General features: G+C 59.8%; 25 protein-coding genes and 1 pseudogene. 14 read left to right on the forward strand and 12 right to left on the reverse strand.

Going from position 1 to position 23,275, the window contains the following annotated elements:
* Window position 1: 1 nt before the first annotated feature.
* The 3 genes from tusD to AB4P91_RS16070 form a co-directional block, all read right to left on the reverse strand.
* Window positions 2-394 carry a sulfurtransferase complex subunit TusD gene (gene tusD, locus AB4P91_RS16060; protein ID WP_150592590.1) on the reverse strand — a complete coding sequence of 131 codons (393 nt, stop codon included), beginning with the start codon at window positions 392-394 and terminating at the stop codon, window positions 2-4.
* Window positions 395-584: 190 nt separating this feature from the next.
* The gene (locus tag AB4P91_RS16065; RefSeq protein ID WP_042559839.1) at window positions 585-1,289 is read right to left on the reverse strand and encodes a YoaK family protein; all 705 of its coding nucleotides are present in this window, start codon (window positions 1,287-1,289) and stop codon (window positions 585-587) included.
* A 25-nt stretch (window positions 1,290-1,314) separates the two neighbouring features.
* Window positions 1,315-1,644: a DUF6388 family protein gene (locus AB4P91_RS16070; protein ID WP_042559838.1), complete on the reverse strand. Its 330-nt coding sequence runs from the start codon at window positions 1,642-1,644 to the stop codon at window positions 1,315-1,317.
* A 134-nt stretch (window positions 1,645-1,778) separates the two neighbouring features.
* Between AB4P91_RS16070 and AB4P91_RS16075 the strand changes: the two genes are divergently transcribed.
* Window positions 1,779-2,129 carry a hypothetical protein gene (locus AB4P91_RS16075; protein WP_395603172.1) on the forward strand — a complete coding sequence of 117 codons (351 nt, stop codon included), beginning with the start codon at window positions 1,779-1,781 and terminating at the stop codon, window positions 2,127-2,129.
* Between the two features lie 110 nt (window positions 2,130-2,239).
* Here AB4P91_RS16075 and AB4P91_RS16080 read toward each other — a convergent pair whose 3' ends face one another.
* The gene (locus AB4P91_RS16080) at window positions 2,240-2,665 is read right to left on the reverse strand and encodes an N-acetyltransferase (RefSeq protein ID WP_150688751.1); all 426 of its coding nucleotides are present in this window, start codon (window positions 2,663-2,665) and stop codon (window positions 2,240-2,242) included.
* Window positions 2,666-2,812: 147 nt separating this feature from the next.
* Here AB4P91_RS16080 and AB4P91_RS16085 point away from each other — a divergent pair, with 147 nt between their 5' ends.
* The 4 genes and pseudogenes from AB4P91_RS16085 (at window position 2,813) to AB4P91_RS16100 (ending at window position 5,908) form a co-directional block, all read left to right on the forward strand.
* Entirely contained in the window at window positions 2,813-3,250 is a 438-nt protein-coding gene (locus AB4P91_RS16085; protein ID WP_150592289.1) for a hemerythrin domain-containing protein, read from the forward strand.
* A 221-nt stretch (window positions 3,251-3,471) separates the two neighbouring features.
* Window positions 3,472-4,107, forward strand: coding sequence for a lytic polysaccharide monooxygenase auxiliary activity family 9 protein (locus AB4P91_RS16090; RefSeq protein WP_395603173.1), 636 nt, complete (start codon window positions 3,472-3,474; stop codon window positions 4,105-4,107).
* A 43-nt stretch (window positions 4,108-4,150) separates the two neighbouring features.
* Window positions 4,151-5,152 (forward strand): annotated as a pseudogene (locus tag AB4P91_RS16095) (chitinase); the annotation flags it as partial.
* A 153-nt stretch (window positions 5,153-5,305) separates the two neighbouring features.
* Entirely contained in the window at window positions 5,306-5,908 is a 603-nt protein-coding gene (locus AB4P91_RS16100; protein WP_395603174.1) for an NUDIX domain-containing protein, read from the forward strand.
* Between the two features lie 41 nt (window positions 5,909-5,949).
* On the opposite strand, the gene AB4P91_RS16105 is transcribed toward AB4P91_RS16100, so the two are convergent.
* Window positions 5,950-6,459 (reverse strand): methylated-DNA--[protein]-cysteine S-methyltransferase, encoded by a 510-nt coding sequence (locus tag AB4P91_RS16105; protein ID WP_150592285.1) that lies wholly within the window; start codon window positions 6,457-6,459, stop codon window positions 5,950-5,952.
* A gap of 151 nt (window positions 6,460-6,610) precedes the next feature.
* Between AB4P91_RS16105 and ggt the strand changes: the two genes are divergently transcribed.
* The 3 genes from ggt (at window position 6,611) to AB4P91_RS16120 (ending at window position 10,147) form a co-directional block, all read left to right on the forward strand.
* The gene (gene ggt, locus AB4P91_RS16110) at window positions 6,611-8,338 is read left to right on the forward strand and encodes a gamma-glutamyltransferase (RefSeq protein WP_395603175.1); all 1,728 of its coding nucleotides are present in this window, start codon (window positions 6,611-6,613) and stop codon (window positions 8,336-8,338) included.
* A gap of 66 nt (window positions 8,339-8,404) precedes the next feature.
* Window positions 8,405-8,938, forward strand: coding sequence for a cysteine hydrolase family protein (locus AB4P91_RS16115; protein WP_395603176.1), 534 nt, complete (start codon window positions 8,405-8,407; stop codon window positions 8,936-8,938).
* 195 nt (window positions 8,939-9,133) lie between these two features.
* Window positions 9,134-10,147, forward strand: a complete 1,014-nt coding sequence (locus AB4P91_RS16120; protein ID WP_395603177.1) for a lysozyme inhibitor LprI family protein — start codon at window positions 9,134-9,136, stop codon at window positions 10,145-10,147.
* 45 nt (window positions 10,148-10,192) lie between these two features.
* Here AB4P91_RS16120 and AB4P91_RS16125 read toward each other — a convergent pair whose 3' ends face one another.
* Entirely contained in the window at window positions 10,193-10,513 is a 321-nt protein-coding gene (locus AB4P91_RS16125) for a hypothetical protein (protein WP_150592281.1), read from the reverse strand.
* Between the two features lie 173 nt (window positions 10,514-10,686).
* On the opposite strand from AB4P91_RS16125, the gene AB4P91_RS16130 reads away from it, so the two are divergent.
* Complete coding sequence (locus tag AB4P91_RS16130) at window positions 10,687-12,132, forward strand: SulP family inorganic anion transporter (RefSeq protein ID WP_395603178.1); 1,446 nt, start codon at window positions 10,687-10,689, stop codon at window positions 12,130-12,132.
* Window positions 12,133-12,491: 359 nt separating this feature from the next.
* Here AB4P91_RS16130 and AB4P91_RS16135 read toward each other — a convergent pair whose 3' ends face one another.
* Window positions 12,492-13,004 (reverse strand): carboxymuconolactone decarboxylase family protein, encoded by a 513-nt coding sequence (locus AB4P91_RS16135; protein ID WP_150592279.1) that lies wholly within the window; start codon window positions 13,002-13,004, stop codon window positions 12,492-12,494.
* 132 nt (window positions 13,005-13,136) lie between these two features.
* Here AB4P91_RS16135 and AB4P91_RS16140 point away from each other — a divergent pair, with 132 nt between their 5' ends.
* On the forward strand, window positions 13,137-13,952 hold the full coding sequence (locus AB4P91_RS16140) for a cupin domain-containing protein (RefSeq protein ID WP_395603179.1): 816 nt from the start codon (window positions 13,137-13,139) through the stop codon (window positions 13,950-13,952).
* Window positions 13,953-13,955: 3 nt separating this feature from the next.
* Here the strand turns inward: AB4P91_RS16140 and AB4P91_RS16145 are convergent, their stop codons facing one another.
* Window positions 13,956-14,849 (reverse strand): DMT family transporter, encoded by an 894-nt coding sequence (locus AB4P91_RS16145; protein WP_395603180.1) that lies wholly within the window; start codon window positions 14,847-14,849, stop codon window positions 13,956-13,958.
* A gap of 91 nt (window positions 14,850-14,940) precedes the next feature.
* Between AB4P91_RS16145 and AB4P91_RS16150 the strand changes: the two genes are divergently transcribed.
* Together AB4P91_RS16150 and AB4P91_RS16155 are read left to right on the forward strand one after the other, a co-directional pair.
* Window positions 14,941-16,272 carry a PLP-dependent aminotransferase family protein gene (locus AB4P91_RS16150; RefSeq protein WP_395603181.1) on the forward strand — a complete coding sequence of 444 codons (1,332 nt, stop codon included), beginning with the start codon at window positions 14,941-14,943 and terminating at the stop codon, window positions 16,270-16,272.
* Window positions 16,273-16,352: 80 nt separating this feature from the next.
* Window positions 16,353-16,739, forward strand: coding sequence for a cytochrome c family protein (locus AB4P91_RS16155; RefSeq protein ID WP_042562127.1), 387 nt, complete (start codon window positions 16,353-16,355; stop codon window positions 16,737-16,739).
* 227 nt (window positions 16,740-16,966) lie between these two features.
* On the opposite strand, the gene AB4P91_RS16160 is transcribed toward AB4P91_RS16155, so the two are convergent.
* Entirely contained in the window at window positions 16,967-17,818 is an 852-nt protein-coding gene (locus tag AB4P91_RS16160; RefSeq protein ID WP_395603182.1) for an NAD-dependent protein deacetylase, read from the reverse strand.
* 88 nt (window positions 17,819-17,906) lie between these two features.
* The gene (locus tag AB4P91_RS16165; protein ID WP_395604968.1) at window positions 17,907-18,953 is read right to left on the reverse strand and encodes a class I SAM-dependent methyltransferase; all 1,047 of its coding nucleotides are present in this window, start codon (window positions 18,951-18,953) and stop codon (window positions 17,907-17,909) included.
* A gap of 538 nt (window positions 18,954-19,491) precedes the next feature.
* Between AB4P91_RS16165 and AB4P91_RS16170 the strand changes: the two genes are divergently transcribed.
* Together AB4P91_RS16170 and AB4P91_RS16175 are read left to right on the forward strand one after the other, a co-directional pair.
* Window positions 19,492-20,331, forward strand: coding sequence for a DUF692 domain-containing protein (locus AB4P91_RS16170; RefSeq protein ID WP_395603183.1), 840 nt, complete (start codon window positions 19,492-19,494; stop codon window positions 20,329-20,331).
* A complete protein-coding gene (locus AB4P91_RS16175) occupies window positions 20,324-21,073 on the forward strand; it encodes a DUF2063 domain-containing protein (RefSeq protein ID WP_395603184.1) in 750 nt (249 codons plus the stop codon). The genes AB4P91_RS16170 and AB4P91_RS16175 overlap by 8 nt, the downstream gene beginning before the upstream one ends.
* A gap of 116 nt (window positions 21,074-21,189) precedes the next feature.
* Here AB4P91_RS16175 and AB4P91_RS16180 read toward each other — a convergent pair whose 3' ends face one another.
* Both AB4P91_RS16180 and AB4P91_RS16185 read right to left on the reverse strand, forming a co-directional pair.
* Window positions 21,190-22,497 carry an ATP-binding protein gene (locus tag AB4P91_RS16180; protein WP_395603185.1) on the reverse strand — a complete coding sequence of 436 codons (1,308 nt, stop codon included), beginning with the start codon at window positions 22,495-22,497 and terminating at the stop codon, window positions 21,190-21,192.
* Entirely contained in the window at window positions 22,494-23,234 is a 741-nt protein-coding gene (locus tag AB4P91_RS16185) for a response regulator (RefSeq protein WP_047301869.1), read from the reverse strand. Before AB4P91_RS16185 ends, AB4P91_RS16180 begins: the two co-directional genes overlap by 4 nt.
* Window positions 23,235-23,275 lie beyond the last annotated feature (41 nt).

Below are 23,275 nucleotides of genomic sequence, written 5' to 3' on the forward strand. Positions count from 1 at the left end.
CTCACGCACCTCCGAAGCAGATCAAGCGGTCGGCGCCTTGCACCGCGTCGTGCAACTGACCGAGGCCGGACAATTCCCACGGTGTGCTGACGGACACGGCATCTCGCTGATAGCGCTGAGCCTCTTCGGCATTCAGCACCCCGCGGCGCAGGGCTGCGGCGATGCACACCACGCCATCGAGTTGTCGCTCGCTGATGAATGCACGCCATTGTTTGGGCAGGTCCAGCTCGTCCTGCGGCGTGACCACCGCGTCGGAGGCGTTGTAGACCCCGTCCTGGTAGAAAAACAGCCGGACAATCTCATGCCCACCGGCCAATGCAGCCTGCGCAAACAGCAGGGCTCGGCGCGAGGAGGGCGCATGGGCGGCGGAAAACAGCGCAATGGCGAACTTCATGACGGACTCGATCAGCAAAACTGCGGGCATGATAAAGCTTTATTGGGGTATCCGCGAAATTCAGGTTATGCCTATAACCCTGTGGGAGCGAGCTTGCTCGCGAAAGCGTCTTGTCAGGCGCCGGGATGTTGAATGTGAAGGACCCTTCGCGAGCAAGCTCGCTCCCACAGGGATAGGTGTCAGGCATCAGTCAACGGGGCATGTAGCCTAATTGCCAGCGTCGGGGAATGGTCAGGGACAGCAACCCCACCACTGCCGCCAACAAACCGCTGACGAACATCGCCCTGAGTCCCAAATGGTGTTCCAGTACCGCCCCAAGTATCGCGCCGATAAACATCCCGCTCCACGGCACCAGTTGCACCCGCCAACCACCGCGGCGTTCGCCGAGCATCCAGCGCCCCAGTCCTCGTCCGAATCGCGACAGCGCCCCGGTCACGTAGGTTAGCCCGACCGGAAGGCCGTTCACTTCCTCGACTGCGGCGTTAAGCATGCCCATCGCGATGATTGCCGCCAGCAGCGCCGGCAGTTGGGCATCAATTGGTAACGCTGCCGCCATGCAGAGCAGGGTGGCGATGCACAGCAGCAAGGGTAGCGTGCGCCGCCCGCCAAGCCGTGCAACCACCACGCCCAGGGCATTACCGATGACAAACGTGGCCACCAGGATGACCAGGCGCAACGTCAGCCCCATGTCGCCATCACTGATCGCCACGGCCAGGCGTGTGGTATTGCCGCTCATGAACGAGACGAAATCGCCGCTGGCCATAAAGCCGATTGCATCCGTCATCCCGGCCAGCACCGACAGGCTGGCCACCAGCGCGAGACCCACACGACCGCGCCATTTCTGCTTGTGCAGATGGCCGGGACTGGCACGGTGGGTCGAGGTTGAGGGCAGCATCGGTGCGGATATCCTTGAGCAATGATTACGGTTCTATGCCATACAGATCGCAGTATTCCAGCCACTCCATCCCGGCCATTTCCGCGACTTCGCGATGCACTTCCAGACGTTGAGCCTGATATTCTTCAGGCGTTTCGGCTGTCAGTTGCAAGGTCAGTTCCCAGGCAAACAAGCCTCGACTTTCCGCCTCGGCCTCAAACGCCTCATGCAGGCGCTCCTCGCGATACTGCGCCTGGGTTTCACCTTTGGCCTGGGCCAGCAACGGATTGAGATGGTCGAGGGTTTCGCGCAAATCGGGGTGCGCGTCGAGAAACAGTTTCAGAGCGTGTTCATGTCGCTGGTCGGTAGGCGCCATGTGTTTTCCTTGTGAGGCTGATGACCTTAGGTTGCCGCAGCTGCCCGCGCGTGTCGCGCTATAAATGCAGTAAAGCAGAACGATTCCTGCTGCTGCGGTGATACAGTCCGCTTTTTTGTGAATGAGCGAATGCAATGCGAATTCTGATGGTGGCGCTGGCCGCGACGTTGCTGGCCGGTTGCGCGGGTTCGGTGATGGACAATGCCCGCACCCAAACCCCAAACAAGGTTCTGACCTCCAACAAACCCGAAAAAAACGTGGCCCAGTGCGTGCAATTCGCCTGGCAGGACGAAGCCGTGTTCGGCGTCGATGCCGGGGCTTATCTGCAGCCGGGCAAGAAGGGCGGTTCGACGGTGTACACGCGTTCGGCGGAGTCGTTTGTCGATGTGAGTACGGATGCCTCCGGCACGGTGTTGAACTACTACGCGCAAAAAGATGATTTTGTTGCCAAGCGACGGTTGGCGGCGTTGGCGACTTGTCTTTAAGGTCAGTCAGTTGCCCTGTGCGGTGACATCAATGGCTTCATCGCGGGCAAGCCCGCTCCCACAGGTATTCACTGTGGGGGGCAGGCTTGCCCGCGATGGGGCCAGTCGATTCAACCCATCAAGCGCTTCTGGAAATAATGCCGCTTGTGCCCCGGCGGATAGTCAACGATCTCCCCGAACTGGCTGAACCCAAGCTTCTTGTAGAACTCTGGCGCTTGAAAACTGAAGGTGTCCAGCCAGATGCCCAGGCAGTTCTTTTCCCTGGCCATCGATTCGGCCATGGTCATCAGCTCCGAGCCGACTCCCTGCCCCCGACCCTGGTCCGGGACTGACAGCAATTCAATGTACATCCACTGAAAAATCACCCGACCATACAATCCGCCGAGAATCGCGTCGTGCTCGTCGCGCACCAGCAGGGCGAAGGGTTCTGATTTCGAACCACCTGTCTGCGCGTCGTTGTAGGCAATCAAGGGCTGGAGAATGGCCTGACGTTGTTCTTCCGTAGGGTTTTGCGACAACTCGATGCGCAAGTTCATGCAGGACTTCCTTGTGGTGTGAGCCCCCAGCCTATCCTGCACAAGGGGTGTCTTCCAAGTCCCTGTTCAACCCCGTGGAACCGTCGCTCCCGCGCTGCGGTCTAGCGTTGACAGCGTCATTTCAGAACGCGGTTGATGAGGACCCCCATGAATATTTTCGAAGCCCTTCGTGAAAGCCATGATCGCCAGCGCAGCTACGCCGAAAACCTGATCAAAACCAGTGGTGATACTCCTGAAAGGGCAGAGGCCTACAAGCAGCTCAAGGCCGAGTTGCAAGCCCACGAAACTGCCGAGGAGCGCCACTTCTATATCCCGCTGATGGCGTTCGACAACGGCGTTGACCTTAGCCGGCACGCCATCTCCGAGCACCATGAGATGGACGAGATGATGGAAGAGCTGGATGAGACCGAGATGTCCAGCCCGGCATGGCTGGTGACCGCTAAAAAGCTTTCGGACAAGGTCCATCACCACCTCAAGGAAGAGGAGCAGAAGTTCTTCCAGATGGCCGGCAAGTTACTCAGCGAAAAGCAGAAAGAACAGTTGGCTGGAGAATACGAAAAGGAGTTCAACGCTCAGTTAGGCTGAGTTGAGAATGGCGACGTTTGCAGCGTCGGCGTGTAGTCCTTTTGCCATACGTGGGGTGGGCTTTTTCTTAGGGTGCTGTATATCCATACAGTGTTTATTGGTGTTTTGAGCGCGGCTGACGATGAGTGCGACATAACCGCCGATGGACAAAAAAATCACCTCCGTTAGCTTGAAGGCCTCTCCTCGGGAAGGAGAGTTCTTTAATCAACGGAGTGAAAAACATGAATCAAGCAAACCCTGAAACCCCACTGCGACATGGTCGTGTCACCTCACCAGCAAGCCGTGGCTCGGTGGCCATTGATCTAGGGCTGCTGGGCGACTGGCAGGTGAATGAAATGGAAGGCGGCAAGAACTTTCCGGCACTCGTTGCCGGACCGTTTCCGCCACCCTACGAAACCGACTCCACCAGTGTCGCCCCGCCCGCAGACGGCTACATTCTCAGCGGCGGCAAGACTGATGCGCGCGATTGCGTGAACTTCACCGATGAGGAAATGAGCAGGAAACTCAATCATCCATTCACGTGGCCGCTGCTCAATGTCACCCCAGGTCAGATCCTCGAGATCCAATGGGCATACACCGCACCGCATACCACCCGTGGCTATCGCTGGCTGATCACCAAGGACGGCTGGGATCCGAAACAACGCATCACCCGCGCGCAACTCGAAGCACAACCGTTCTTTGAGGACTTCTACACTCAGGTGCCTTACTACAGTCATCCGGCTGAGCTTAAAGCCAAGGTGAACCACTCGGTGAAACTGCCGGCGAACAAGAAAGGCCGTCACGTCATCGTGCTGATGTGGATCGTTGCCAATACCGGTAACGCCTTCTATCAGGCGTTCGACGTCGACTTCAAATAACGGCGCAGCGTCGTCAAACCCACAGGTTCTGAAGGATTAGAACATGTCCAACATCGACTTCTCATTGATGCAAAACGCAGCGAGTGATGCGGCTTCGCTGATGCCGGGCATTGCCGGCAAAAAAATCCTCATGGGCTTTTGGCACAACTGGCCAGCGGGGCCGAGCGACGGTTATCGGCAGGGCCGGTTTGCCAGCATCGCTCTGGAGGATGTACCCAGGGAATACAACGTGGTCGCAGTGGCCTTCATGAAGGGCAGCGGTATCCCGACCTTCAAGCCGTTCAACGTATCCGATGCCGAGTTCCGCCGTCAGGTCGGCGTGCTTAACAGTCAGGGGCGGGCCGTGCTGATTTCTCTCGGTGGCGCCGATGCACACATCGAGCTGCAAAGCGGTCAGGAGCAACCGCTGGCCAATGAAATCATCCGCTTGGTGGAAACGTATGGCTTTGACGGGCTGGACATCGATCTTGAACAGAGCGCGATTGATTTCGCCGCCAACAAGACCGTCCTGCCGGCCGCGCTGAAACGGGTCAAGGATCACTACGCAGGCCAGGGCAAGCATTTCATCATCAGCATGGCCCCGGAGTTTCCGTACCTGACCACCAACGGCAAGTACGTCGGTTATTTGCAGGCACTGGAAGGCTACTACGACTTCATCGCACCGCAGTTCTACAATCAGGGCGGCGACGGGGTCTGGGTGCCTGAGGCCAACAACGGTGCCGGTGCGTGGATCGCGCAGAACAACGATGTGCTGAAAGAGGACTTCCTTTATTACCTGACTGAAAGTCTGGTGACGGGCACTCGAGGTTTTACCAGGATTGCCGCGGAAAAATTCGTCATCGGTCTTCCGGCCAATGTCGATGCCGCTGCCACCGGTTACGTCATCGACAAGACTGTGGTGGGCAATGTGCTCAAGCGGCTGGCAATCAAGGGGCATTCGATCAAGGGGTTGATGACCTGGTCGGTGAACTGGGACAACGGCACCAATAAGGAGCGCGTGCCGTATGACTGGGAGTTCAGTCAGCGTTACGGGCCGTTGATTCACGGGGCCCGATTGACCGGGCAGGAGATCGAAGAGTCGGTTGCGCATTCCGCGCTTTAGCTGCAAATAAACAAGCCCGGTAGCGCTGCCGGGCTTTTTTAATTGGCGCGATTATTCGACCATGGCAGCCTTACGATGGAAAAAGGATCAAACGTGATGAGCGACACAGCCGAGCGGGTCAACATTATCGACACTCAGGTGTTGTCCCACGATTGGTATCTGCTGAAGAAAATCACCTTCGACTACCAACGCAATAATGGTGAGTGGCAGCGTCAGACCCGCGAGGTGTACGACCGCGGTAATGGCGCTGCCATTTTGCTGTTCAACCGAGAGAAGCGCTCTGTGGTGCTGACCCGGCAGTTCCGCTTGCCGGTGTTCGTCAACGGCCATGACGGTCTGCTGATTGAAGTGGCAGCAGGATTGCTGGAGGGGGCCGCCCCGGAACAGCGGATTCGCGATGAGGCCGAGGAAGAAACCGGCTATCGCGTGCATGACGTGAAGAAGGTCTTTGAGGCCTACATGAGCCCCGGTTCGGTGACCGAGAAACTGCACTTCTTTATTGCCGAGTACGACTCGGCTTTAAAGGTCAGCGACGGTGGCGGTCTGGAAGAAGAAACCGAAGAGCTCGAAGTGTTGGAATGGTCATTCGATGAAGCGCTGGCAGCCTTCCATCGAGGTGAGATCTGCGATGCCAAGACCATCCTGCTGCTGCAATACGCGGCGATGAATAACCTGTTCAACGCTCAGGCATCACACTAATCCCTGTGGGAGCGAGCAAGCGCGCTTCCACCCTAAGCAGGTCAAAACAAATTTCCCGTGTGACCCGTCTGGCAGAAACCCTCCAGCGTCAACAACCGCTCTTTAGCCTCAAGCCCCCCGGCAAAACCAGTCAACTTTCCCGACGCGCCGATCACCCGGTGACACGGCGCAACAATCGAAATCGGGTTGCGCCCATTCGCTGCGCCCACTGCCCGTACGGCGGAGGGTTTGCCGATCTGTTGGGCAATCTGGCTATAGCTGCGGGTCTCTCCGAACGGAATGGTCAGCAACGCCGCCCAGACCTGTTTCTGAAAGTCCGTGCCGACAAAATCCAGCTCCAGCTCGAAGCAATTGCGCGTCCCGGCAAAATACTCTTCCAGTTGCCGAGCGGTTTTCAGCAGGACCGGATTGTCCGGTGCTTCAGTCATCGGCCCAAGACGCACGCGGTTCGGTCGGTCGTTTTCCCAGAGGATGGCCGCCAGTCGCGAGCCGTTCGCGACCAGCTTGAGCTCGCCAACCGGCGAGGGCAGGGTGATGAAGGTAAGCGACATGCGAGCAAGCTCCGATTCGGTGCGGCAACAGCGCCCAGCATACTGGCTGATCGGGGAGGCGCAATACGCAAACCCGACCATACTGCTTCTTGCTCTTGACGCGTTCCCCTCTGTGTTGCACAGACCCTGAAAACAAAAAAGAGATCGACTCATGAAGTACGAACCTTTGGCCAAATCGCTGATAGCGACCTCACTGGCACTCAGCTGTCTCATGGCTCACGCCGCCTCGGTGGCACCGGTTGCCGCGGAAAACGGCATGGTGGTCACCGCGCAACATCTGGCCACGCATGTCGGTGTCGACGTGTTGAAAAGCGGTGGTAACGCCGTGGATGCGGCGGTCGCGGTAGGTTATGCGCTGGCGGTGGTCTATCCCGCTGCGGGCAACCTCGGTGGCGGCGGTTTCATGACCATTCAATTGGCAGACGGACGCAAGACGTTCCTCGACTTCCGCGAAAAAGCCCCGCTGGCGGCGACCGCCGATATGTACCTCGACAAGGAAGGCAACGTCATCCCGGAACTGAGTACCCGCGGCCATTTGGCCGTCGGCGTGCCGGGTACTGTGTCTGGTATGGAGCTGGCGCTGAGCAAGTACGGCACCAAGCAGCGCAAGGACATGATTGCCCCCGCCATCAAACTGGCTGAAGACGGTTTTGAGCTGGAGCAAGGCGACGTCGAGTTGCTGGAGTACGCCACCGATGTGTTCAAGAAGGACATGCGCGATTCCGGCTCGATCTTCCTCAGCAACGGCGAGCCGATGCAGGTCGGGCAGAAACTGGTGCAGAAAGACCTCGGCAAAACCCTGCGAACCATTTCCGAAAAGGGCGCTGACGGCTTCTATAAAGGCTGGGTGGCCGACGCCATCGTGACCTCCAGCCAGGCGAACAAGGGCATCATCACCCAGGCCGACCTCGACAAATACAAGACCCGCGAACTGGCCCCGGTGGAGTGCGATTACCGCGGCTATCACGTGGTCTCGGCCCCGCCGCCAAGCTCTGGTGGCGTGGTGATCTGCCAGATCATGAACATTCTCGAAGGTTATCCGATGAAGGACCTGGGCTTCCATTCGGCCCAGGGTATGCACTATCAGATCGAAGCGATGCGTCACGCGTATGTTGATCGCAACAGCTATCTGGGCGACCCGGATTTCGTCAAGAACCCGATCGAACACCTGCTGGACAAGCACTACGCGACCAAACTGCGTGACGCCATCCAGCCGCAAAAGGCCGGTGTCTCCGCCGAACTGAAACCCGGCACAGCGCCCCATGAGGGCAGCAACACCACTCACTATTCGATCGTCGACAAGTGGGGCAACGCGGTCTCGGTCACCTACACGCTCAACGACTGGTTTGGTGCCGGTGTGATGGCGAGCAAAACCGGGGTGATCCTCAATGACGAGATGGACGACTTCACGTCGAAAGTCGGCGTGCCGAACATGTACGGTCTGGTGCAGGGCGAAGCCAATGCCATCGCTCCGGGCAAGGCGCCGCTGTCATCGATGAGCCCGACCATCGTCACCAAGGATGGCAAAGTGGTCATGGTGGTCGGCACGCCGGGCGGCAGCCGCATCATCACCGCGACTTTGCTGACCATGCTCAACGTCATCGACTACGGCATGGGCTTGCAGGAGGCGGTCGATGCGCCGCGTTTCCATCAGCAATGGATGCCGGAGGAAACCAACCTCGAAGACTTCGCCGCCAGCCCCGACACGAGGAAGATTCTCGAGAGTTGGGGCCACAAGTTCGCCGGGCCGCAGGACGCCAACCATATCGCCGCGATTCTGGTTGGCGCACCGTCGCTGGGCGGTAAACCGGTCGGCAAAAACCGCTTCTACGGCGCCAACGATCCACGGCGCAATACAGGGTTGTCATTGGGTTACTGAGAGGCGTAAAAAGGGGGCGGACTCACGTCCGCCCCTGTCTCAAGGACTGATCAAGGAAGGCTCATCATGACCACCGCATTACTGATCATCGACGTCCAGCACGCTCTGTGCTCGGGCGAATACCAATGCCATGACATCCACCGCGTGATCGACACCATCAACAACCTCAGCAACCGCGCGCGAAAGGCCGGGGTGCCGGTTGTGTTGATTCAGCATGAAGAAAAGGACAGTCCACTGGCCCACGGAGCCGAAGGCTGGCAATTGGCGGAAGGGCTTGAGACGGCCCCGAACGATCTGCGCATTCGCAAAACCACCCGGGATTCGTTTTACCAGACCGATTTGCGCAAACGGCTGCCGGGCGAAGAATTCGAGCGTTTGGTGATCTGCGGTCTGCAAACCGATTACTGCGTCAATGCCACCGTGCGCCAGGCCCACCAATTGGGTTACGACGTGGTGCTGGCGGCCGACGCCCATTCCACGGTCGACAACGGCAACATGAGCGCCGAAGACATCATTGGCGAGCACAACAAGGATCTGGCGCACCTGACCGGCTCGGTGGCGCGGATCGATGTAAAACCCGCCGCAGCAATCCAGTTCTAACCTCGATTTACTGTGGGAGCGAGCTTGCTCGCGAAAGCGCTGAGTCATCCAAAACATCAGCGATGGTCAGGACGCCTTCGCGAGCAAGCTCGCTCCCACAGCGACCTGCGGTTGGCCCACGACCGCTGTCTATTCCAAGGATTTCCGTGAGCAGCGCTGGCATACTGCCCGCCGTCTGAAGAATGGAATCTCTCGATGTTGCCTTTCAACCCCCGTCACGTTTTGTTGCTGACATCTCTCGTTTTTGCACCCTTCGTCCACGCCAGCAGTTTCGATTGCGCCAGCGCCAGTAGCAAAACTGAAAAAGCGATTTGTGCCGACCCTTACCTTTCCGAACTCGACGAAAAACTCGCCCAGCAGTGGCGCTCAAGCCTGGCCAAAGTCGCTGACCCCAAAGCCCTGAAGACAGATCAACGGCAATGGCTGAAAAGTCGCAACGCCTGTGGCGATTCGGCTGCCTGTTTGCGTCGACAGTACGTCAGGCGTCTGGTCGAACTCAAACACGCCGTTCAGCCCTTCAATTGGGACGCGACCTGGCAACTCATTCCGCCCGGCCCGTCGACGTCTGCGACGGTGGTGACCAAACAGGTTGATGCCACGCACATCAGCGTCGCCATCACGGCGGGTGAGGGGGCCAACTCCGGTGATCTGGACGGCGTTGCAACACTCAAGAACGGTACAGCCTTATACGCTGAAGACGAATGCACCCTCAGCTTCACGCCGATCAACGGCGTGCTGGATATCTCGCAAGTCGAAGCCGGAGGCTATTGCAGTGCCGGAATGGGCGTGTATTACACCGGTCGTTTTGTCGCCTCGCAGCAGCCGTTGACGCTGGAGTACGACATGCTCAGCCTTGGCCTGGCGCAAACGCCGGAGGAAAATCAGGCCCTGCGCACGCTGCTCAAGGACGATTACCAAAAACTGGTGGAGTTATCCGGCTCGTTGATGACGGCTGAGCCTTCAACCGATGTGCCGGACAGTCAGGTCGTGGAAATGTGGATGCGCGGCCTCGGCGGCACCGGCATCGTCATGCGTTCAAGTGATGCTCGGTTCTGGGTGCTGCTGCAAACTTACGATGCCCAAGGTCACGCGCGCCTGCGTTACTACACCAACGCGCCACAATGGAAATCGCGCTTGCCTGACGCCCTGCAGGCCTGGAATGAACGCATGAAAAGCCACCAGGATAGCCCCGTGGATTTTATGCCCTGAGCCCGGCGTTCAGCGCTTTCAGCGGCCGGCGCTTTGCGGGATGGATCATTTGTTCGAAGCGCAGGGCTGACCGGACTCAATCAGCAACCGTTCGATCTGCGCCAATTCCCAGGTACTAAGCAGGCTTACCGGATCGGTGCCAAAGCGCTGCCAGCTATCGAGCGCTCCTTCATCGCCCTCGCAGTTGCGGGCGTATTCACAGTGATGCAACCGTTCGCCTTCAAAATCCAGCACAAGGCGCCAGCCGTCGATGTCCACCGTGACCAGTCCGGCCTCGGTGCGTGCCTCGCAGCTGAACGCCAGTACGCCCAGCGCGGCCTCGCGCAGTCGCTGGCAAACCTCACGGGCAGTCAGAAATGCAGACATGTGTGGACTCGATGCGTACAGGAGCGCGCCAGCATAAGGCGTGAATTGCGATGTGTCAGCGTATTGCTGGCCCGATGTCGGACAATTCCGTAATATCCGCAACCCTCTTTATTCGCTGCACTCTTTTCAGCAAATCCGCGGCCGTGCCCAGCGGCCGCTCAGTCAGGTATGCCATGAAACCGATACGTCTGCGCGCCGATGTCCTGGCCGGACTCACCACCTCGTTTGCCCTGTTGCCCGAATGCATTGCGTTCGCGCTGGTGGCCCACCTCAATCCGCTGATGGGCCTTTATGGCGCTTTCATCATTTGTACGCTGACGGCATTGTTCGGCGGTCGCCCGGGGATGGTCTCCGGTGCGGCGGGATCGATGGCGGTGGTGATTGTGGCGCTGGTGGTGCAGCACGGCGTGCAGTATCTACTGGCGACCGTGTTGCTGGGCGGTTTGATCATGATGGTGTTCGGGCTCCTACGCCTGGGCAAACTGGTGCGCATGGTGCCGCACCCGGTGATGCTCGGTTTCGTCAACGGCCTGGCGATCATCATTGCGCTGGCGCAACTGGAGCATTTCAAAAGCGGTGAAGACTGGCTCAGCGGTACGCCGCTGTACCTGATGACCGGGCTGGTGGCGCTGACCATGGCCATCGTCTACATCCTGCCGCGCCTGACCCGCGCAGTGCCGCCGGCGCTGGTGGCGATTCTCGGCGTGGGCCTGCTGGTTTATCTGTTCGGCCTGCCAACCCGCACTCTCGGCGACATGGCGCACATCGCCGGTGGCCTCCCGACCTTTGCCCTGCCGGACATCCCGTGGAACCTGCAAACCCTGAGCATCATCGCGCCGTACGCGATCCTGATGGCGCTGGTCGGTTTGCTGGAAACCCTGCTGACGTTGAACCTGACTGACGAAATCACCGAAACCCGTGGCTACCCGGATCGCGAGTGCGTGGCGCTCGGCGCGGCGAACATGGTCTCGGGCGCGTTTGGCGGCATGGGCGGTTGCGCGATGATTGGCCAGACCGTGATCAACCTCAGCTCCGGTGGTCGCGGACGTTTGTCGGGCATCGTCGCGGGCGTGTTGATTCTGCTGTTTATCCTGTTTCTGTCGCCACTGATCGAGCGTATTCCGCTGGCGGCGCTGGTCGGCGTGATGTTTGTGGTGTCGCAGCAGACCTTCGCCTGGGCGTCGCTACGGGTGGTGAACAAAGTGCCGCTCAACGATGTGTTGGTGATCATCGCCGTGACCACTATCACCGTGTTCACCGATCTGGCCACGGCCGTGCTGTGCGGCATCATCATTGCTGCGCTGAATTTTGCCTGGCAGCAGGCTCGTGAGTTGTATGCCGATGAGCATCTGGAAGCTGACGGCAGCAAACTTTATCGACTGCACGGCACGCTGTTCTTCGCCTCGACCACGCCGTTCCTCAACCGCTTTGATCCGGCCAATGACCCGGCGCGGGTTACGCTCGATTGTCAGCATTTGAGTTTTGTTGATTATTCCGCCATTGCCGCGCTGAAAACTTTGCGCGAGCGTTATGCGAAGGCGGGTAAGCATTTGCAGGTGTTTCATTTGTCGGAACGTTGTAAGAAGTTGCTTAAGCGCGCTGGTGTTGATCACGATTGAGGGGAGCATATCCGTTGCTGCGGTGATGGCTTCTTGCGGTTCCGCCCTTACGGCGGGTCACTTTGGCAAACGCCGGAGTGCCGGCCCAGCCCAAAGTAACCAAAGGTCTTTGCCCTGACGTCCGGCCCGACGGGCCTTCGAGGTCAAGAGCTGCACTCGAGCTAACGCTCATTGTGTTGAGTGGTGAGAAGTGAAAAGCGGTCTGCTTTTGCTTTTCTGTAGGTTTGATCGGCTCACCCACGATACCTTGTGGGAGCTGGCTTGCCAGCGATGACGCCGGCACAGTCAATGTAGATGTTGACTGACCCACCGCCATCGCTGGCAAGCCAGCTCTCACAGGGATATGTGTGTGCCCAGGTTTAGATCGCCGGGAAATCGATATCGGTCAGCGCCACGTTGTTCAGGTAGTTGGTCAGTGTCTGCACGGCGACCAGTGCGATCACTTCAATGATTTTCACGTCGTCGATACCGGCAGCGCGGGCGGCGGCGATTTGTTCGTCGCTCAGGTGGCCGCGGCTTTGCGTGAGTTGCTGGGCGAGGGCGGCGTAGGCATTGAGTTCGCCTTCGCGTGCCGCGACGATGTCCTGCGCCGACAGCCCGGCCTTGCCGGCAAACAGGGTGTGCGCCGCCAGGCAATAATCGCAACCGTTGACCTGCGACGTGGCGAGGTAGACCGCTTCTTTCTCCTTGGCGCTCAATGAGGTTTTACCGAGGATGGCCGAGGCTTGTACGTAGGTCTCAAGCGCTACGGGCGCCTTGGCCAAAGTAGTGAAAAGATTGGGCAGGAAGCCGATTTTCTTTTTCACGCCTTCCAGTACCGGGCGGGTGGTGTCGGTGGCGGATTCGAGGCTGATGGCATTGATGCGGCTCATGGTGATTCTCCAAAGGTCGGGTGCGAAGTGCACCGGCGATGGAGGTGATGTTAATCAGCGCTAGTGGTGCTTTGGCGTCAAATCGTCGAGGATATGCGGCAGATCGTCCAGATATTCGCTCGGGAGTTGCCCATGGATCGCCTTTCCACGTTGCTCAGCCATTTCGCTGTGCATGCCGGTACGTTTCACAGCGGCGACTTTTGCGGCGTCAGTGTTCATGAGGGTGAGCCGAGTGGGCACGTGCATCTGTTGCAGGCGGGTGAGTTGCTGCTCAAGCCTGGCAATGAACGCGAGATCCGCCTCGATCAGCCGTCGCTGATTTTCTTCCCTCGACCCTTTGCCCATCGCATGATTGCCGACGCGTCCATGGAGACCAGACTGGTCTGCGCAGCGCTGACGTTTGACGGCGGTTCGGGTAATGCATTGGCGGCGGCGCTGCCGGATTATCTGGTGCTCGAACTCACAGAGATTCCAGAGTTGAGCAGCACCCTGGAGTGGCTGTTCAAGGAAGCCTTCGAAGGTCATTGCGGACGTGTGGCGGTGATGGACCGGTTGTTCGAGTTGTTGGTGATCCTGCTGTTGCGCCACCTCATCAGTAATCGTGATCAAGCCCCCGGGATGATGGCCGGGCTGGCCGATCCGCGCCTGTCCCGCGCCTTGAACCTGATGCATGAACAGCCCGAAAAGCCCTGGAGCGTGGCCGATCTGGCAGAGGCTGCCAACCTGTCTCGCGCAGGATTCGCCGAGCAGTTTCACCGCGTTGTCGGGCAGACACCGGGCGATTACCTGCTGAGCTGGCGGGTCAGTCTGGCGCAGAAACGTCTGCGCGAAGGCCGGCCGATTGCGTTGATCGCCGAAGAGGTCGGCTACGAAAGTCCTTCGGCGCTGGCCCGCGCTTTTCGCCGCAAAACGGGGCTCAGTCCTCGGGAGTGGAAGGCTGGGATTTGAGCGTTATCTGGCGAATTTCTTCGCCCCGGCGACACACAAAATCACTCCCAATGTCACCGCAAGCATGCCGATGCTGACCTGTTCATGCAGCAACGTCGCCGCCAGTGCCAGGCCGAAGAACGGTTGCAGCAACTGCAACTGTCCAACCGCCGCGATCCCGCCCTGCGCCAGTCCGCGATACCAGAACACGAATCCGATCAACATGCTGAACAGCGACACATAGGCCAGACACAGCCACGCCGACAGGCTGATGTTGTTGAACGAGGCGGGCGCCTGCCACAGACTCAGCAACGCCATCGGCGGCAGGGACAAAACCAGCGCCCAGCAGATCACCTGCCAGCCGCCGAGGGTGCGCGACAGCTTCGCGCCTTCAGCGTAACCGAGGCCGCACACCAGAATCGCTGCGAGCATCAGCAAATCACCGGTGGGCGAAGCAGTCAGCCCCTGGGAAAGCGCGAATCCAACCACCAGAGCGCTGCCCAGAATCGAGAAGAACCAGAACACCGGTCGCGGACGCTCACCGCCGCGCAGTACGCCGAAAATCGCCGTGGCCAGTGGCAGCAATCCCACGAAAACAATCGAATGCGCTGACGTCACGTGCTGCAACGCCAACGCGGTCAGCAGCGGGAAACCCAACACCACGCCCATCGCGACGATGAATAGTGAAAACCACTGACTGCGCGCCGGACGCCGCTCGCGAAACAGCCACAACAATCCCGCCGCCAATACCCCGGCGATGGCCGCCCGCGCCACGGTAAGAAACACCGGGTCGAACTCCAGCACCGCCAGGCGCGTGGCCGGCAGCGAGCCGCTGAAGATCACCACGCCGATAAAACCGTTGACCCAGCCGCTGGTTTTATCCAGTGCCGGGTTACCCAGGTTCGAAGTCCGTTCCATACGAGGTCGCGCTCAAAGGTGGGGTTGCGTAGGTTTAATCCTAGGGGCGAGAATCAGGACAATCAAAAAATTGTCATGGATACATCCCCACGTGCCACGCTCCCGTTACAAGACCCTCGTTGATACCTATGCGGCAGACATCCGCTCGGGGCGTCTCGCGCCGGGCACGCGACTGCCGACCCACCGGCAACTGGCCGCGAGCGAAGGACTGGCGCTGGTCACGGCCTCGCGGGTGTACGCCGAGCTGGAGGCGATGGGCCTGGTCAGTGGCGAAACCGGCCGCGGCACCTTTGTGCGGGAAACCTCGTTGTCGCCGGGGCAGGGCATCGATCAGAAGGATGTCGCGGTCGGCATGATCGACCTCAATTTCAACTACCCGTCATTGCCCGGTCAGGCTGAGCTGTTACGCACGGCGTTGCGCCAATTGGCGCTGTCCGGTGACCTCGAAGCACTGCTGCGTTATCAACCGCAAGCCGGCCGCCAACATGAGCGCGCCTCGGTTGCGCGGCATCTGCTGAGTCGCGGGGTGAGCGTTGAGGCGGCGCAAGTGCTGATCGTCAACGGCGCCCAGCAAGGGCTGGCGGTGACGCTGATGGCACTGCTCAAACCGGGCGATGTGATTGCGGCGGATGCGCTGACCTATTCCGGGTTCAAGGTGCTGGCCGAAGCGCTGCATCTGGAAGTGGTGGCGATTCCGGTCGGTGACCACGGGCCGGATCTGGCGGCGCTGGATAAACTCTGTCGCAGCCGCTCAGTGCGCGCCGTGTACAGCATGCCGACTCTGCACAATCCGCTGGGCTGGGTGATGCCGACTGAGCAGCGCGAGCAGTTGATATCGATTGCCCGCCAGCATGATCTGACGATTATTGAAGACGCGGCCTACGCCTTTCTGGTGGAAAACCCACCGCCAGCGCTGGTCGACATGGCGCCGGAGCGCACGGTTTATGTGTCGGGACTTTCCAAGAATATCGCCACCGGTTTGCGCGTCGGTTTCATCGCTGCGCCGGTGGCCAAGGTGCCGGCGCTGGAGCGAATCATCCGCGCCACCACCTGGAACACTCCCGGCGTGATGACCGCCATTGCTTGCGGCTGGCTCGACGACGGCACCGTCATCATGCTTGAAGAGCAGAAACGCAATGACGCCAAAGCACGCCAGGCACTGGCCGCCGAGCTGCTCAACGGGTTGCCTTATTTCGCACATCCATCCTCGTATTTTCTGTGGTTGCCGTTGCCGGACGACGTGCGCGCCGATCAGATGGTCATGGAGCTGATGCACGAACAGATTTCGGTCACCAGCGCCGAGCCGTTTTCGGTGGCGACGCATACACCGCATGCGATTCGGTTGGCATTGGGTTCGGTGGATATGAGCGTGTTGCGCCAAGCGTTGATCACCGTCAGAAGCGTCGTCGGCGCTTATCTGTAGAACCGTTGGCAGGGATCAGGCTCCTTGGCCACAAAATGTTAGCCTTGGCGCATTCGCATCAAATCGCTTTGGATCGCCCGATGAAAAACACCGCTTCACTGTCCCTCGCCCTGATACTCACCGCTGGCCTGCTCGGCACAACCGCCCACGCAGCAGGCGATCCCGAGGCCGGCGCAAAAATCTTCCCGCGCCTGTGCGGCGGCTGCCATCAAGTCGGCGAGTCCGCCCGCTCGGGTTTCGGCCCTGAACTCAACGGCATCATCGGCCGCCCGGCCGGGACGTCGGCGAACTATGTGTATTCCGATGCGATGAAAAACTCAGGCGTGACCTGGGACCACGAAACCCTGAAGGCTTACCTGAAAGATCCCAAAGGCGTGGTGCCGGGCACGCGGATGATTTTCTGGGGGCTGAGTGATGAGGAGAAGCTTGAGAATTTGTTGGCTTACCTGCAAACATTTCCGCGATAACGCCAGCCTCTAAAGTGGTATCGAGGCAGTGGCCTGCCCGGCGAATCATTGCATGATCAATTGTTCGCCCGAGCAATACGCCACCGATCCAGAGACATTGCGCAAGGCATTTACCCATGTGTCTGACTTGGTCATGAACAAACGGGTCGATGATCTGAAACAGTAGCCAGCGCCGACTTTCAAGGGGTGCCTGGCTGCTGAAGGCTTGTCGCAATGTGCATCAACGCCTACCTGGATTCAGTCGTCAGGTGTTGTGTCAGCAAGGGCAACAGTTGTTCGCAAGCCCCCTCAATCTTCAAATCCAGCAAATCATCCGCCCGTGTCTTGCCCATATTGATCGCAATCAACGGCTTGCCGCGATCTGCGATCACCCGGCACAGGCGAAACGCCGAATAGGCCATCAACGAAGACCCCACCACCAGCATTCCCGCCGCCGTCTGCGCTGCATCCATGGCCCGAGCGGCGGTAGGTTGCGCGACGTTTTCGCCGAAAAATACCACGTCCGGTTTCATCCGCTCGCCCGCACAAAACGGGCAGTGTGGCACCTGAAAGCGTGCTTCGAATGCCGGGTCAAGCAGGGTGTCACCGTCTGGCGCCTGCACTGCATCGACGCCGGCCAGATACGGATTCTGCCGTTCCATCAGTTGCTGAATCGAATCGCGCTCGCTGCGCTGTCCACAATCCAGACACAGCACGCGGTGCAGGCTGCCGTGCAGTTCGATCACGTCATGACTGCCGGCCTGATCGTGCAAAGTGTCGACGTTCTGCGTGATCAAGCCGCTGATCCTGCCATGACGCTGCAAACTGGCCAGCGCCTCATGCGCTGCATTCGGTTGCGCTTGACGCACCCGAGGCCAGCCCAGCATCGCCCGTGCCCAGTAGCGGCGGCGTGATTCGGGGGCGGCGAGGAACTCCTGATACATCATTGGTTGCCGGCCACGTCGCACGCCGTCGCTGTCACGGTAGTCGGGGATGCCCGAGGGGGTGCTGATGCCGGCGCCGGTGAGCACCAGGAAGTCACCGTCGATCATCGCCTGTTGCAGCGTGTCGAGGTGTTCGCGGATCGGGCTGTCGAGCATGGCTGGCATTCCAGTAGCGATGAGTGCCCTGCAGGTTAGCACTGACCTCCGTGATGAGGGAGAGAGCTCCCTCGCCACAGATTCGCGGTTATTTGCGAGCCTCCAGAATCAGGTTGAACGGCGTCTGCGTCGCTCGCCGGAACTGCTTGAATCCGGCTTCGGTAAACACTTTGCGCAGGCGCTGTTCACCGGCCTGCGCACCGAGGCCCAGGCCGACTTCCTGGGACAGCGAGTTTGGCGTGCAAATGAACGTCGATGCTGCGTAGAAAAGCCGTCCCACCGGGTTGATGTTGTCGTCCAGCGCATCGTTGGCGAAGGGCTCGACCAGCAACACCGTGCCGTCGTCCTTGAGCGAGTCGTAGGCATGACGCGCGGCGCCCACCGGGTCGCCCATGTCGTGCAGGCAATCGAAATAGCAGATCAGGTCATAGTCATTGCCGGGGTAGTTTTTCGCTGAGCCCTGGAGGAAGGTCGCCCGACTGCTGACCCCGCCTTCTTCCGCGCGCTGGTTGGCGACGGTGATCGACGGTGCGTGAAAGTCGTAGCCGACGAAACGCGAGTTGGGATACGCCTGGGCCATCAACACGGTCGAGGCGCCGTGGCCGCAGCCAATGTCGGCGACTGTCGCGCCTTTCTCGAGTTTGGCCACGACGCCGTCCAGCGCCGGCAACCATTCGGCGATCAGGTGGCCTTTGTAGCCAGGGCGGAAAAACCGTTCAGTGCCGCTGAACATGCACGGATGGTGATCACCCCAGGGCAGGGCGCCGTTGCCGCGCATGGCTTTGACCAGTTTGTCCTTGTCGTGGAAAAACGACGCCACCACCCCCAGACCACCGGCGACGTAAACCGGCGAGTCCTCGACGGCCAGCGCCATGGCCTGTTCTTCTGGCAGGCGAAACTGCCCGTCGCGGTGCTCCATGTAGCCGGAGGCGGCGTGAGCGCTGAGCCATTCGCGCACCAGGCGCGGGTTGCAGATGGTTTTTGCTGCAAGGGCTTCGGGGCTGATCGGCTGACTGTCGGCCATCGCCCGGTACAGCCCGAGTTCTTCGCCGACGATGACATTGGCCAGCATTGCCGCGCCGCCCATGTCGTTGACCAGTTTTCCCATGAATTCGTTGAGTCGAGCCTCGTCCATCATGTGTGCTCCTGAAACAGGATCACCGTCCGGCGGCGTTGAGCGTCGAGGCATGCGCCACCGGGCGGTGGTCATGGAAACAGGCAGGGCACGGCAAAAGTCCTGCGGCCCCCTCGACTGGGTCATGAATGAGTCTAGCCCGGATTCTTTGATCGACGCGGAGCAAATGTGGGAGCGAGCCTGCTCGCGAAGGCATTGTGTCAGCCGCTGCAGCCATTGACGGACACACCGCTATCGCAAGCAGGCTCACGTTTACAGAAAAGCTGCATGGACTGAAGAATTGTGATCACCGCTAATCCCTGTGGGAGCTGGCTTGCCAGCGATGAGGTCGGCACAGTCGATAATGATGTTGGCTGTGCTGACGCCATCGCTGGCAAGCCACCTCCCACAGAGTTTTTCAGTGAGTTCAAAGGGTGTGTATCGCTGTGTATCGCTGTGGCGGGGGGATACATGGGGTGGCAAATATCGGATGGGTTGAACACAGCGTCGATACAGCCACCGGTTGAACTGCGTGGGTCAACCACCGAGGTCAGCCACCATGCAAACCCCTCATGTATCAAGGCAACCCAGCGTAGGCCTGGGCCTGCGCCGTGGTCTGTTGAAAGATCTGCAAGCCGCCCCCGCCGGCGATTTCGACTTTCTGGAAGTCGCCCCGGAAAACTGGATTGGCGTCGGCGGTGCCCACGGCGCGGCGTTACGCGAACTGGCCGAGCGTTATCCGTTGTCCTGTCACGGTTTGTCGTTGTCGCTCGGCGGCCCGGCGCCGCTAGACTGTAGTTTTCTGCAGGAAGTGCGGGTTTTTCTCGATGATCACCGCGTTGAACATTACAGCGAACACCTGAGTTACTGCAGCGACGACGGCCATCTCTACGATCTGTTGCCCTTGCCGTTTACTGAGGAAGCGGTGCACCACGTCGCCGCGCGTATCCGCCAGTCCCAGGACATTCTCGGTCGCCGCCTGGCCGTGGAAAACGTCTCCTACTATGCCGCCCCGCGTCAGGACATGGACGAAGTGACCTTCACCAACGCGGTGTTGCGCGAGGCTGATTGCGACCTGCTGCTGGACGTCAACAATGTCTACGTCAATGCCATCAATCACGGTTTTGATCCGCAGGCTTTTCTGGCCCGGATCGAGCCGGGCAGGGTGGTCGGGATGCACGTGGCCGGGCATTTCGATGAGTCCGACAGCCTCAGGATCGACACCCATGGCGCCTCGGTGAAACCGCAGGTGTGGTCGTTGCTGGCCGAAGCCTACGCACGGTTCGGCGCGCAGCCGACGCTGCTGGAGCGTGATTTCAATTTCCCGGCATTTGCCGAACTGGTCGCCGAGCTACAGACCATTCGCCGTCTGCAAGGCGAAGGAGCTCAGCGTGGATAGCCTTGAACGGCAACAACGGGCGCTGACGCGTTATCTGCGTGATCCCGACAACCACGAACCTCCTGCTGAAATGAATACCGCGCGGGTCAATGTGTACCGCGATCTGCTGTTCAGCAATCTTTCGCAATTGTTGAGTGGCACGTTTCCTGTACTGATCCGGATCATCGGCGATCAACGCTGGCACACGCTGATTCGCCGTTTTTTGCGCGATTACCGTGCGCAAACGCCGAAGTTTACTGAGGTCGCCGAGGCGTTCCTCGACTATCTCGCCACGCAGCCTGCGGTGTTGAGCGAGGGGCCGTGGCCCGCGTTTTTGCTGGAGCTGGCGCATTACGAATGGGTTGAGATGGTCTTGCAGCAATCCGACGCCAAGCCCTTGCCTGCGACGGATAAGGGCTTGTTGCTGGAACGGCCATTGCGGATCTCTGCGCTGGCCTGGCCTTTGGCTTACACGTGGCCGGTGCAGTGGCTTGGCCCGGATTATCAGCCTCCAACCGCCCCGGCGCATCCGACGCTGTTACTGGTACGGCGGGAGGCGGATTTCAGCGTGAGGTTTTCGCAGTTGAGCCCGTTGGCGTGGCGGTTGCTGCAGCGGATCGGTGAGTTGCCGTCATTGACCGGGCGCGAGCAATTGCAGGGCTTGGCACAGGAGGCTGGGCAATTCGCAGACGAGTCGTTCATGGCCAGCGGATTGGCGTTGTTGCAGCAAATGCACGAAGACCGGGTAATCGGTATTACTTGAACACATCAACCCCCTGTGGGAGCGGGCTTGCCCGCGATGAGGCCGGGACAGTCAACATCATCATCGACTGATCCGGCCCCATCGCGGGCGAGCCCGCTCCCACAGTTTTGTGCGTCTCAGGGGCTGAGTGGCAGCTTGAGTTCAGCACACAACCCGCCGCCCTCGCGGTTGCTTAAGGTCAGCGAGCCGCCGAGGGCAATTGCCAATTGCTGGGCGATGGCAAGACCCAGACCCGTGCCGCCAGTGCTGCGATTGCGCGAGTTTTCCACGCGGTAGAACGGCTCCATCACTTGCGCCAGTTCGGCTTCGGCGATGCCCGGGCCGCGATCCATGACGGTGATCGACAGCTTTCCCTTGTTCGCTGCGACCCACACCTCGGCACCCCCAGCGAATTTCAAGGCGTTGTCGGTCAGGTTCACCAGCACCCGGCGCAACGCGTGCGGGCGGGTCTCGACGACCACTTCACTTTTTCCGATCAGTTGTACTTTTTTACCCATGTCCTGATAGTCGAACACCAGGCTCTCGAGGAACGAATCCATGTTGGTGCGCCGACTTTCTTCGGTCGAGCCATGAATGCTGCGGGCGTAGGCCACACCTTCGCGCACCAGGTGTTCCATTTCGCCGAGGTCGTTGCACAGTTTTTCCTTCTCGGCCGAGTCGTCCATGAACTCGGCCCGCAGTTTCATCCGCGTGATCGGGGTTTGCAGGTCATGGGAGATCGCGGCCAGCAGTTGCATGCGCTCCTTGAGGTAGGTGGCAATCCGCGCCTGCATCGTGTTGAAGGCACGGGCGGCGTAGACCACTTCGTTCGGACCTTTCTCGTCCAGTTGAATCGGGTGCGCGTTGGGATCAAGGGTTTCCACGGCGTTGGCCAGCCGCGTCAAGGGCCGGATGGCGATGCGCACGGCCAGCCAGGTGCAGGCGATCATCAGCGCCAGTTGCCCGAGCAGCACCACTGGCAGCCACGGCGACAGTGGCGTCATCGCGGGGCGCACGTCGATGGTCACCGGGCTGCCGTCGCTCAGGCGCAGGTGGCCTTGAAAATGCTTTTTCGGGCCGGGAATATCGGTGAAGGTCAGGGGATATTTATCGCCCAGGACCTCAGTGATTGAGGTGACCGCAATGGGCACGTCGGCGGACCTGATCGGCGTACCGCCGTCGCCTTCGCTCAGCAGATAGCCGTAATTGTTGCGCGCCAGGCGCTCGAGCCAGGCCGGACGTTCCTCGGCCGGCAGGCGATCAAGAATCGCAATTGAGGTCGAGACGTCGGTTTGCAGATTGCCGAGCATGGTGCTTTTTGCACTCTGATAACGCTCGTAATACTGCGCACCGAATGACAGCGCCTGGGCGAGAATCAACCCGACCAGAAAAATCAGTGACAAGCGCGAGGCCAGTGTGCGCGGCCAGTGCAGATTAAGTGTCATGCCGGGGCACCGAGTAACTCGACCGGCAGTGAAAACACGTAACCTTCGCTGCGCACGGTCTTGATGTAGGCCGGCTCACGGGCGTCATCGAGCAGGCGCTGGCGCAAACGGCTGACCAGCAAATCGATGGAACGGTCGAACAGATCCGCGTCGCGGCCCTGGGTCAGGTTGAGCAATTGATCGCGGCTGAGTACCCGTTGCGGATGATCGAGAAACACCCGCAGCAAACGATATTCGGCGCCACTGAGCGCCACCATGGTGCCGTCCTTGTCCAGCAGGTGCCGGGCCGAGGTGTCCAGTTGCCAGCGACCGAACGCCAGCAAACGACCGGCTTCGGTGACCACCAGATTCGGCGGCAGCATTCGCGTGCGGCGCAGTACGGCGTTGATCCGCGCCAGCAGTTCGCGGGCGGCGAAGGGTTTGGTCAGGTAGTCGTCCGCGCCCATTTCCAGACCGATGATGCGGTCGGTTTCGTCATTGCGTGCGGTGAGCATCAACACCGGCGTCGCCTTGTGCTTGCCCACGCGCAATTCGCGGCACAGCTGCAGGCCATCGTCGCCGGGCATCATGATGTCGAGCACGATCAGGTCGACCGTGTTGGTTTCGAGAAAGCTGCGCATCTGCCGGCCATCGGCGACGACGGTGGTGCGCAGACCGTTCTTTTTCAGGTAATTGCCGACCAGCTCGCGGATCTCGCGGTCGTCGTCGACGATGAGAATGTGATCGACATGTTCCATGGGGCCTGGCCTCTGGCAAAGGGGAATGTCACGCAGTCTAT

The sequence above is a fragment of the Pseudomonas sp. B21128 genome, from assembly GCF_044218865.1.
GTDB classification, from domain to species: Bacteria; Pseudomonadota; Gammaproteobacteria; order Pseudomonadales; family Pseudomonadaceae; genus Aquipseudomonas; species Aquipseudomonas iridis.

Coding starts and splice junctions, on each gene's coding strand:
- tusD (WP_150592590.1), bottom strand. CDS start 394: ATGAAGTTCGCCATTGCGCTGTTTTCCGCCGCCCATGCGCCCTCCTCG.
- AB4P91_RS16065 (WP_042559839.1), bottom strand. CDS start 1,289: ATGCTGCCCTCAACCTCGACCCACCGTGCCAGTCCCGGCCATCTGCAC.
- AB4P91_RS16070 (WP_042559838.1), bottom strand. CDS start 1,644: ATGGCGCCTACCGACCAGCGACATGAACACGCTCTGAAACTGTTTCTC.
- AB4P91_RS16075 (WP_395603172.1), top strand. CDS start 1,779: ATGCGAATTCTGATGGTGGCGCTGGCCGCGACGTTGCTGGCCGGTTGC.
- AB4P91_RS16080 (WP_150688751.1), bottom strand. CDS start 2,665: ATGAACTTGCGCATCGAGTTGTCGCAAAACCCTACGGAAGAACAACGT.
- AB4P91_RS16085 (WP_150592289.1), top strand. CDS start 2,813: ATGAATATTTTCGAAGCCCTTCGTGAAAGCCATGATCGCCAGCGCAGC.
- AB4P91_RS16090 (WP_395603173.1), top strand. CDS start 3,472: ATGAATCAAGCAAACCCTGAAACCCCACTGCGACATGGTCGTGTCACC.
- AB4P91_RS16100 (WP_395603174.1), top strand. CDS start 5,306: ATGAGCGACACAGCCGAGCGGGTCAACATTATCGACACTCAGGTGTTG.
- AB4P91_RS16105 (WP_150592285.1), bottom strand. CDS start 6,459: ATGTCGCTTACCTTCATCACCCTGCCCTCGCCGGTTGGCGAGCTCAAG.
- ggt (WP_395603175.1), top strand. CDS start 6,611: ATGAAGTACGAACCTTTGGCCAAATCGCTGATAGCGACCTCACTGGCA.
- AB4P91_RS16115 (WP_395603176.1), top strand. CDS start 8,405: ATGACCACCGCATTACTGATCATCGACGTCCAGCACGCTCTGTGCTCG.
- AB4P91_RS16120 (WP_395603177.1), top strand. CDS start 9,134: ATGTTGCCTTTCAACCCCCGTCACGTTTTGTTGCTGACATCTCTCGTT.
- AB4P91_RS16125 (WP_150592281.1), bottom strand. CDS start 10,513: ATGTCTGCATTTCTGACTGCCCGTGAGGTTTGCCAGCGACTGCGCGAG.
- AB4P91_RS16130 (WP_395603178.1), top strand. CDS start 10,687: ATGAAACCGATACGTCTGCGCGCCGATGTCCTGGCCGGACTCACCACC.
- AB4P91_RS16135 (WP_150592279.1), bottom strand. CDS start 13,004: ATGAGCCGCATCAATGCCATCAGCCTCGAATCCGCCACCGACACCACC.
- AB4P91_RS16140 (WP_395603179.1), top strand. CDS start 13,137: ATGGATCGCCTTTCCACGTTGCTCAGCCATTTCGCTGTGCATGCCGGT.
- AB4P91_RS16145 (WP_395603180.1), bottom strand. CDS start 14,849: ATGGAACGGACTTCGAACCTGGGTAACCCGGCACTGGATAAAACCAGC.
- AB4P91_RS16155 (WP_042562127.1), top strand. CDS start 16,353: ATGAAAAACACCGCTTCACTGTCCCTCGCCCTGATACTCACCGCTGGC.
- AB4P91_RS16160 (WP_395603182.1), bottom strand. CDS start 17,818: ATGCTCGACAGCCCGATCCGCGAACACCTCGACACGCTGCAACAGGCG.
- AB4P91_RS16165 (WP_395604968.1), bottom strand. CDS start 18,953: ATGGACGAGGCTCGACTCAACGAATTCATGGGAAAACTGGTCAACGAC.
- AB4P91_RS16170 (WP_395603183.1), top strand. CDS start 19,492: ATGCAAACCCCTCATGTATCAAGGCAACCCAGCGTAGGCCTGGGCCTG.
- AB4P91_RS16180 (WP_395603185.1), bottom strand. CDS start 22,497: ATGACACTTAATCTGCACTGGCCGCGCACACTGGCCTCGCGCTTGTCA.
- AB4P91_RS16185 (WP_047301869.1), bottom strand. CDS start 23,234: ATGGAACATGTCGATCACATTCTCATCGTCGACGACGACCGCGAGATC.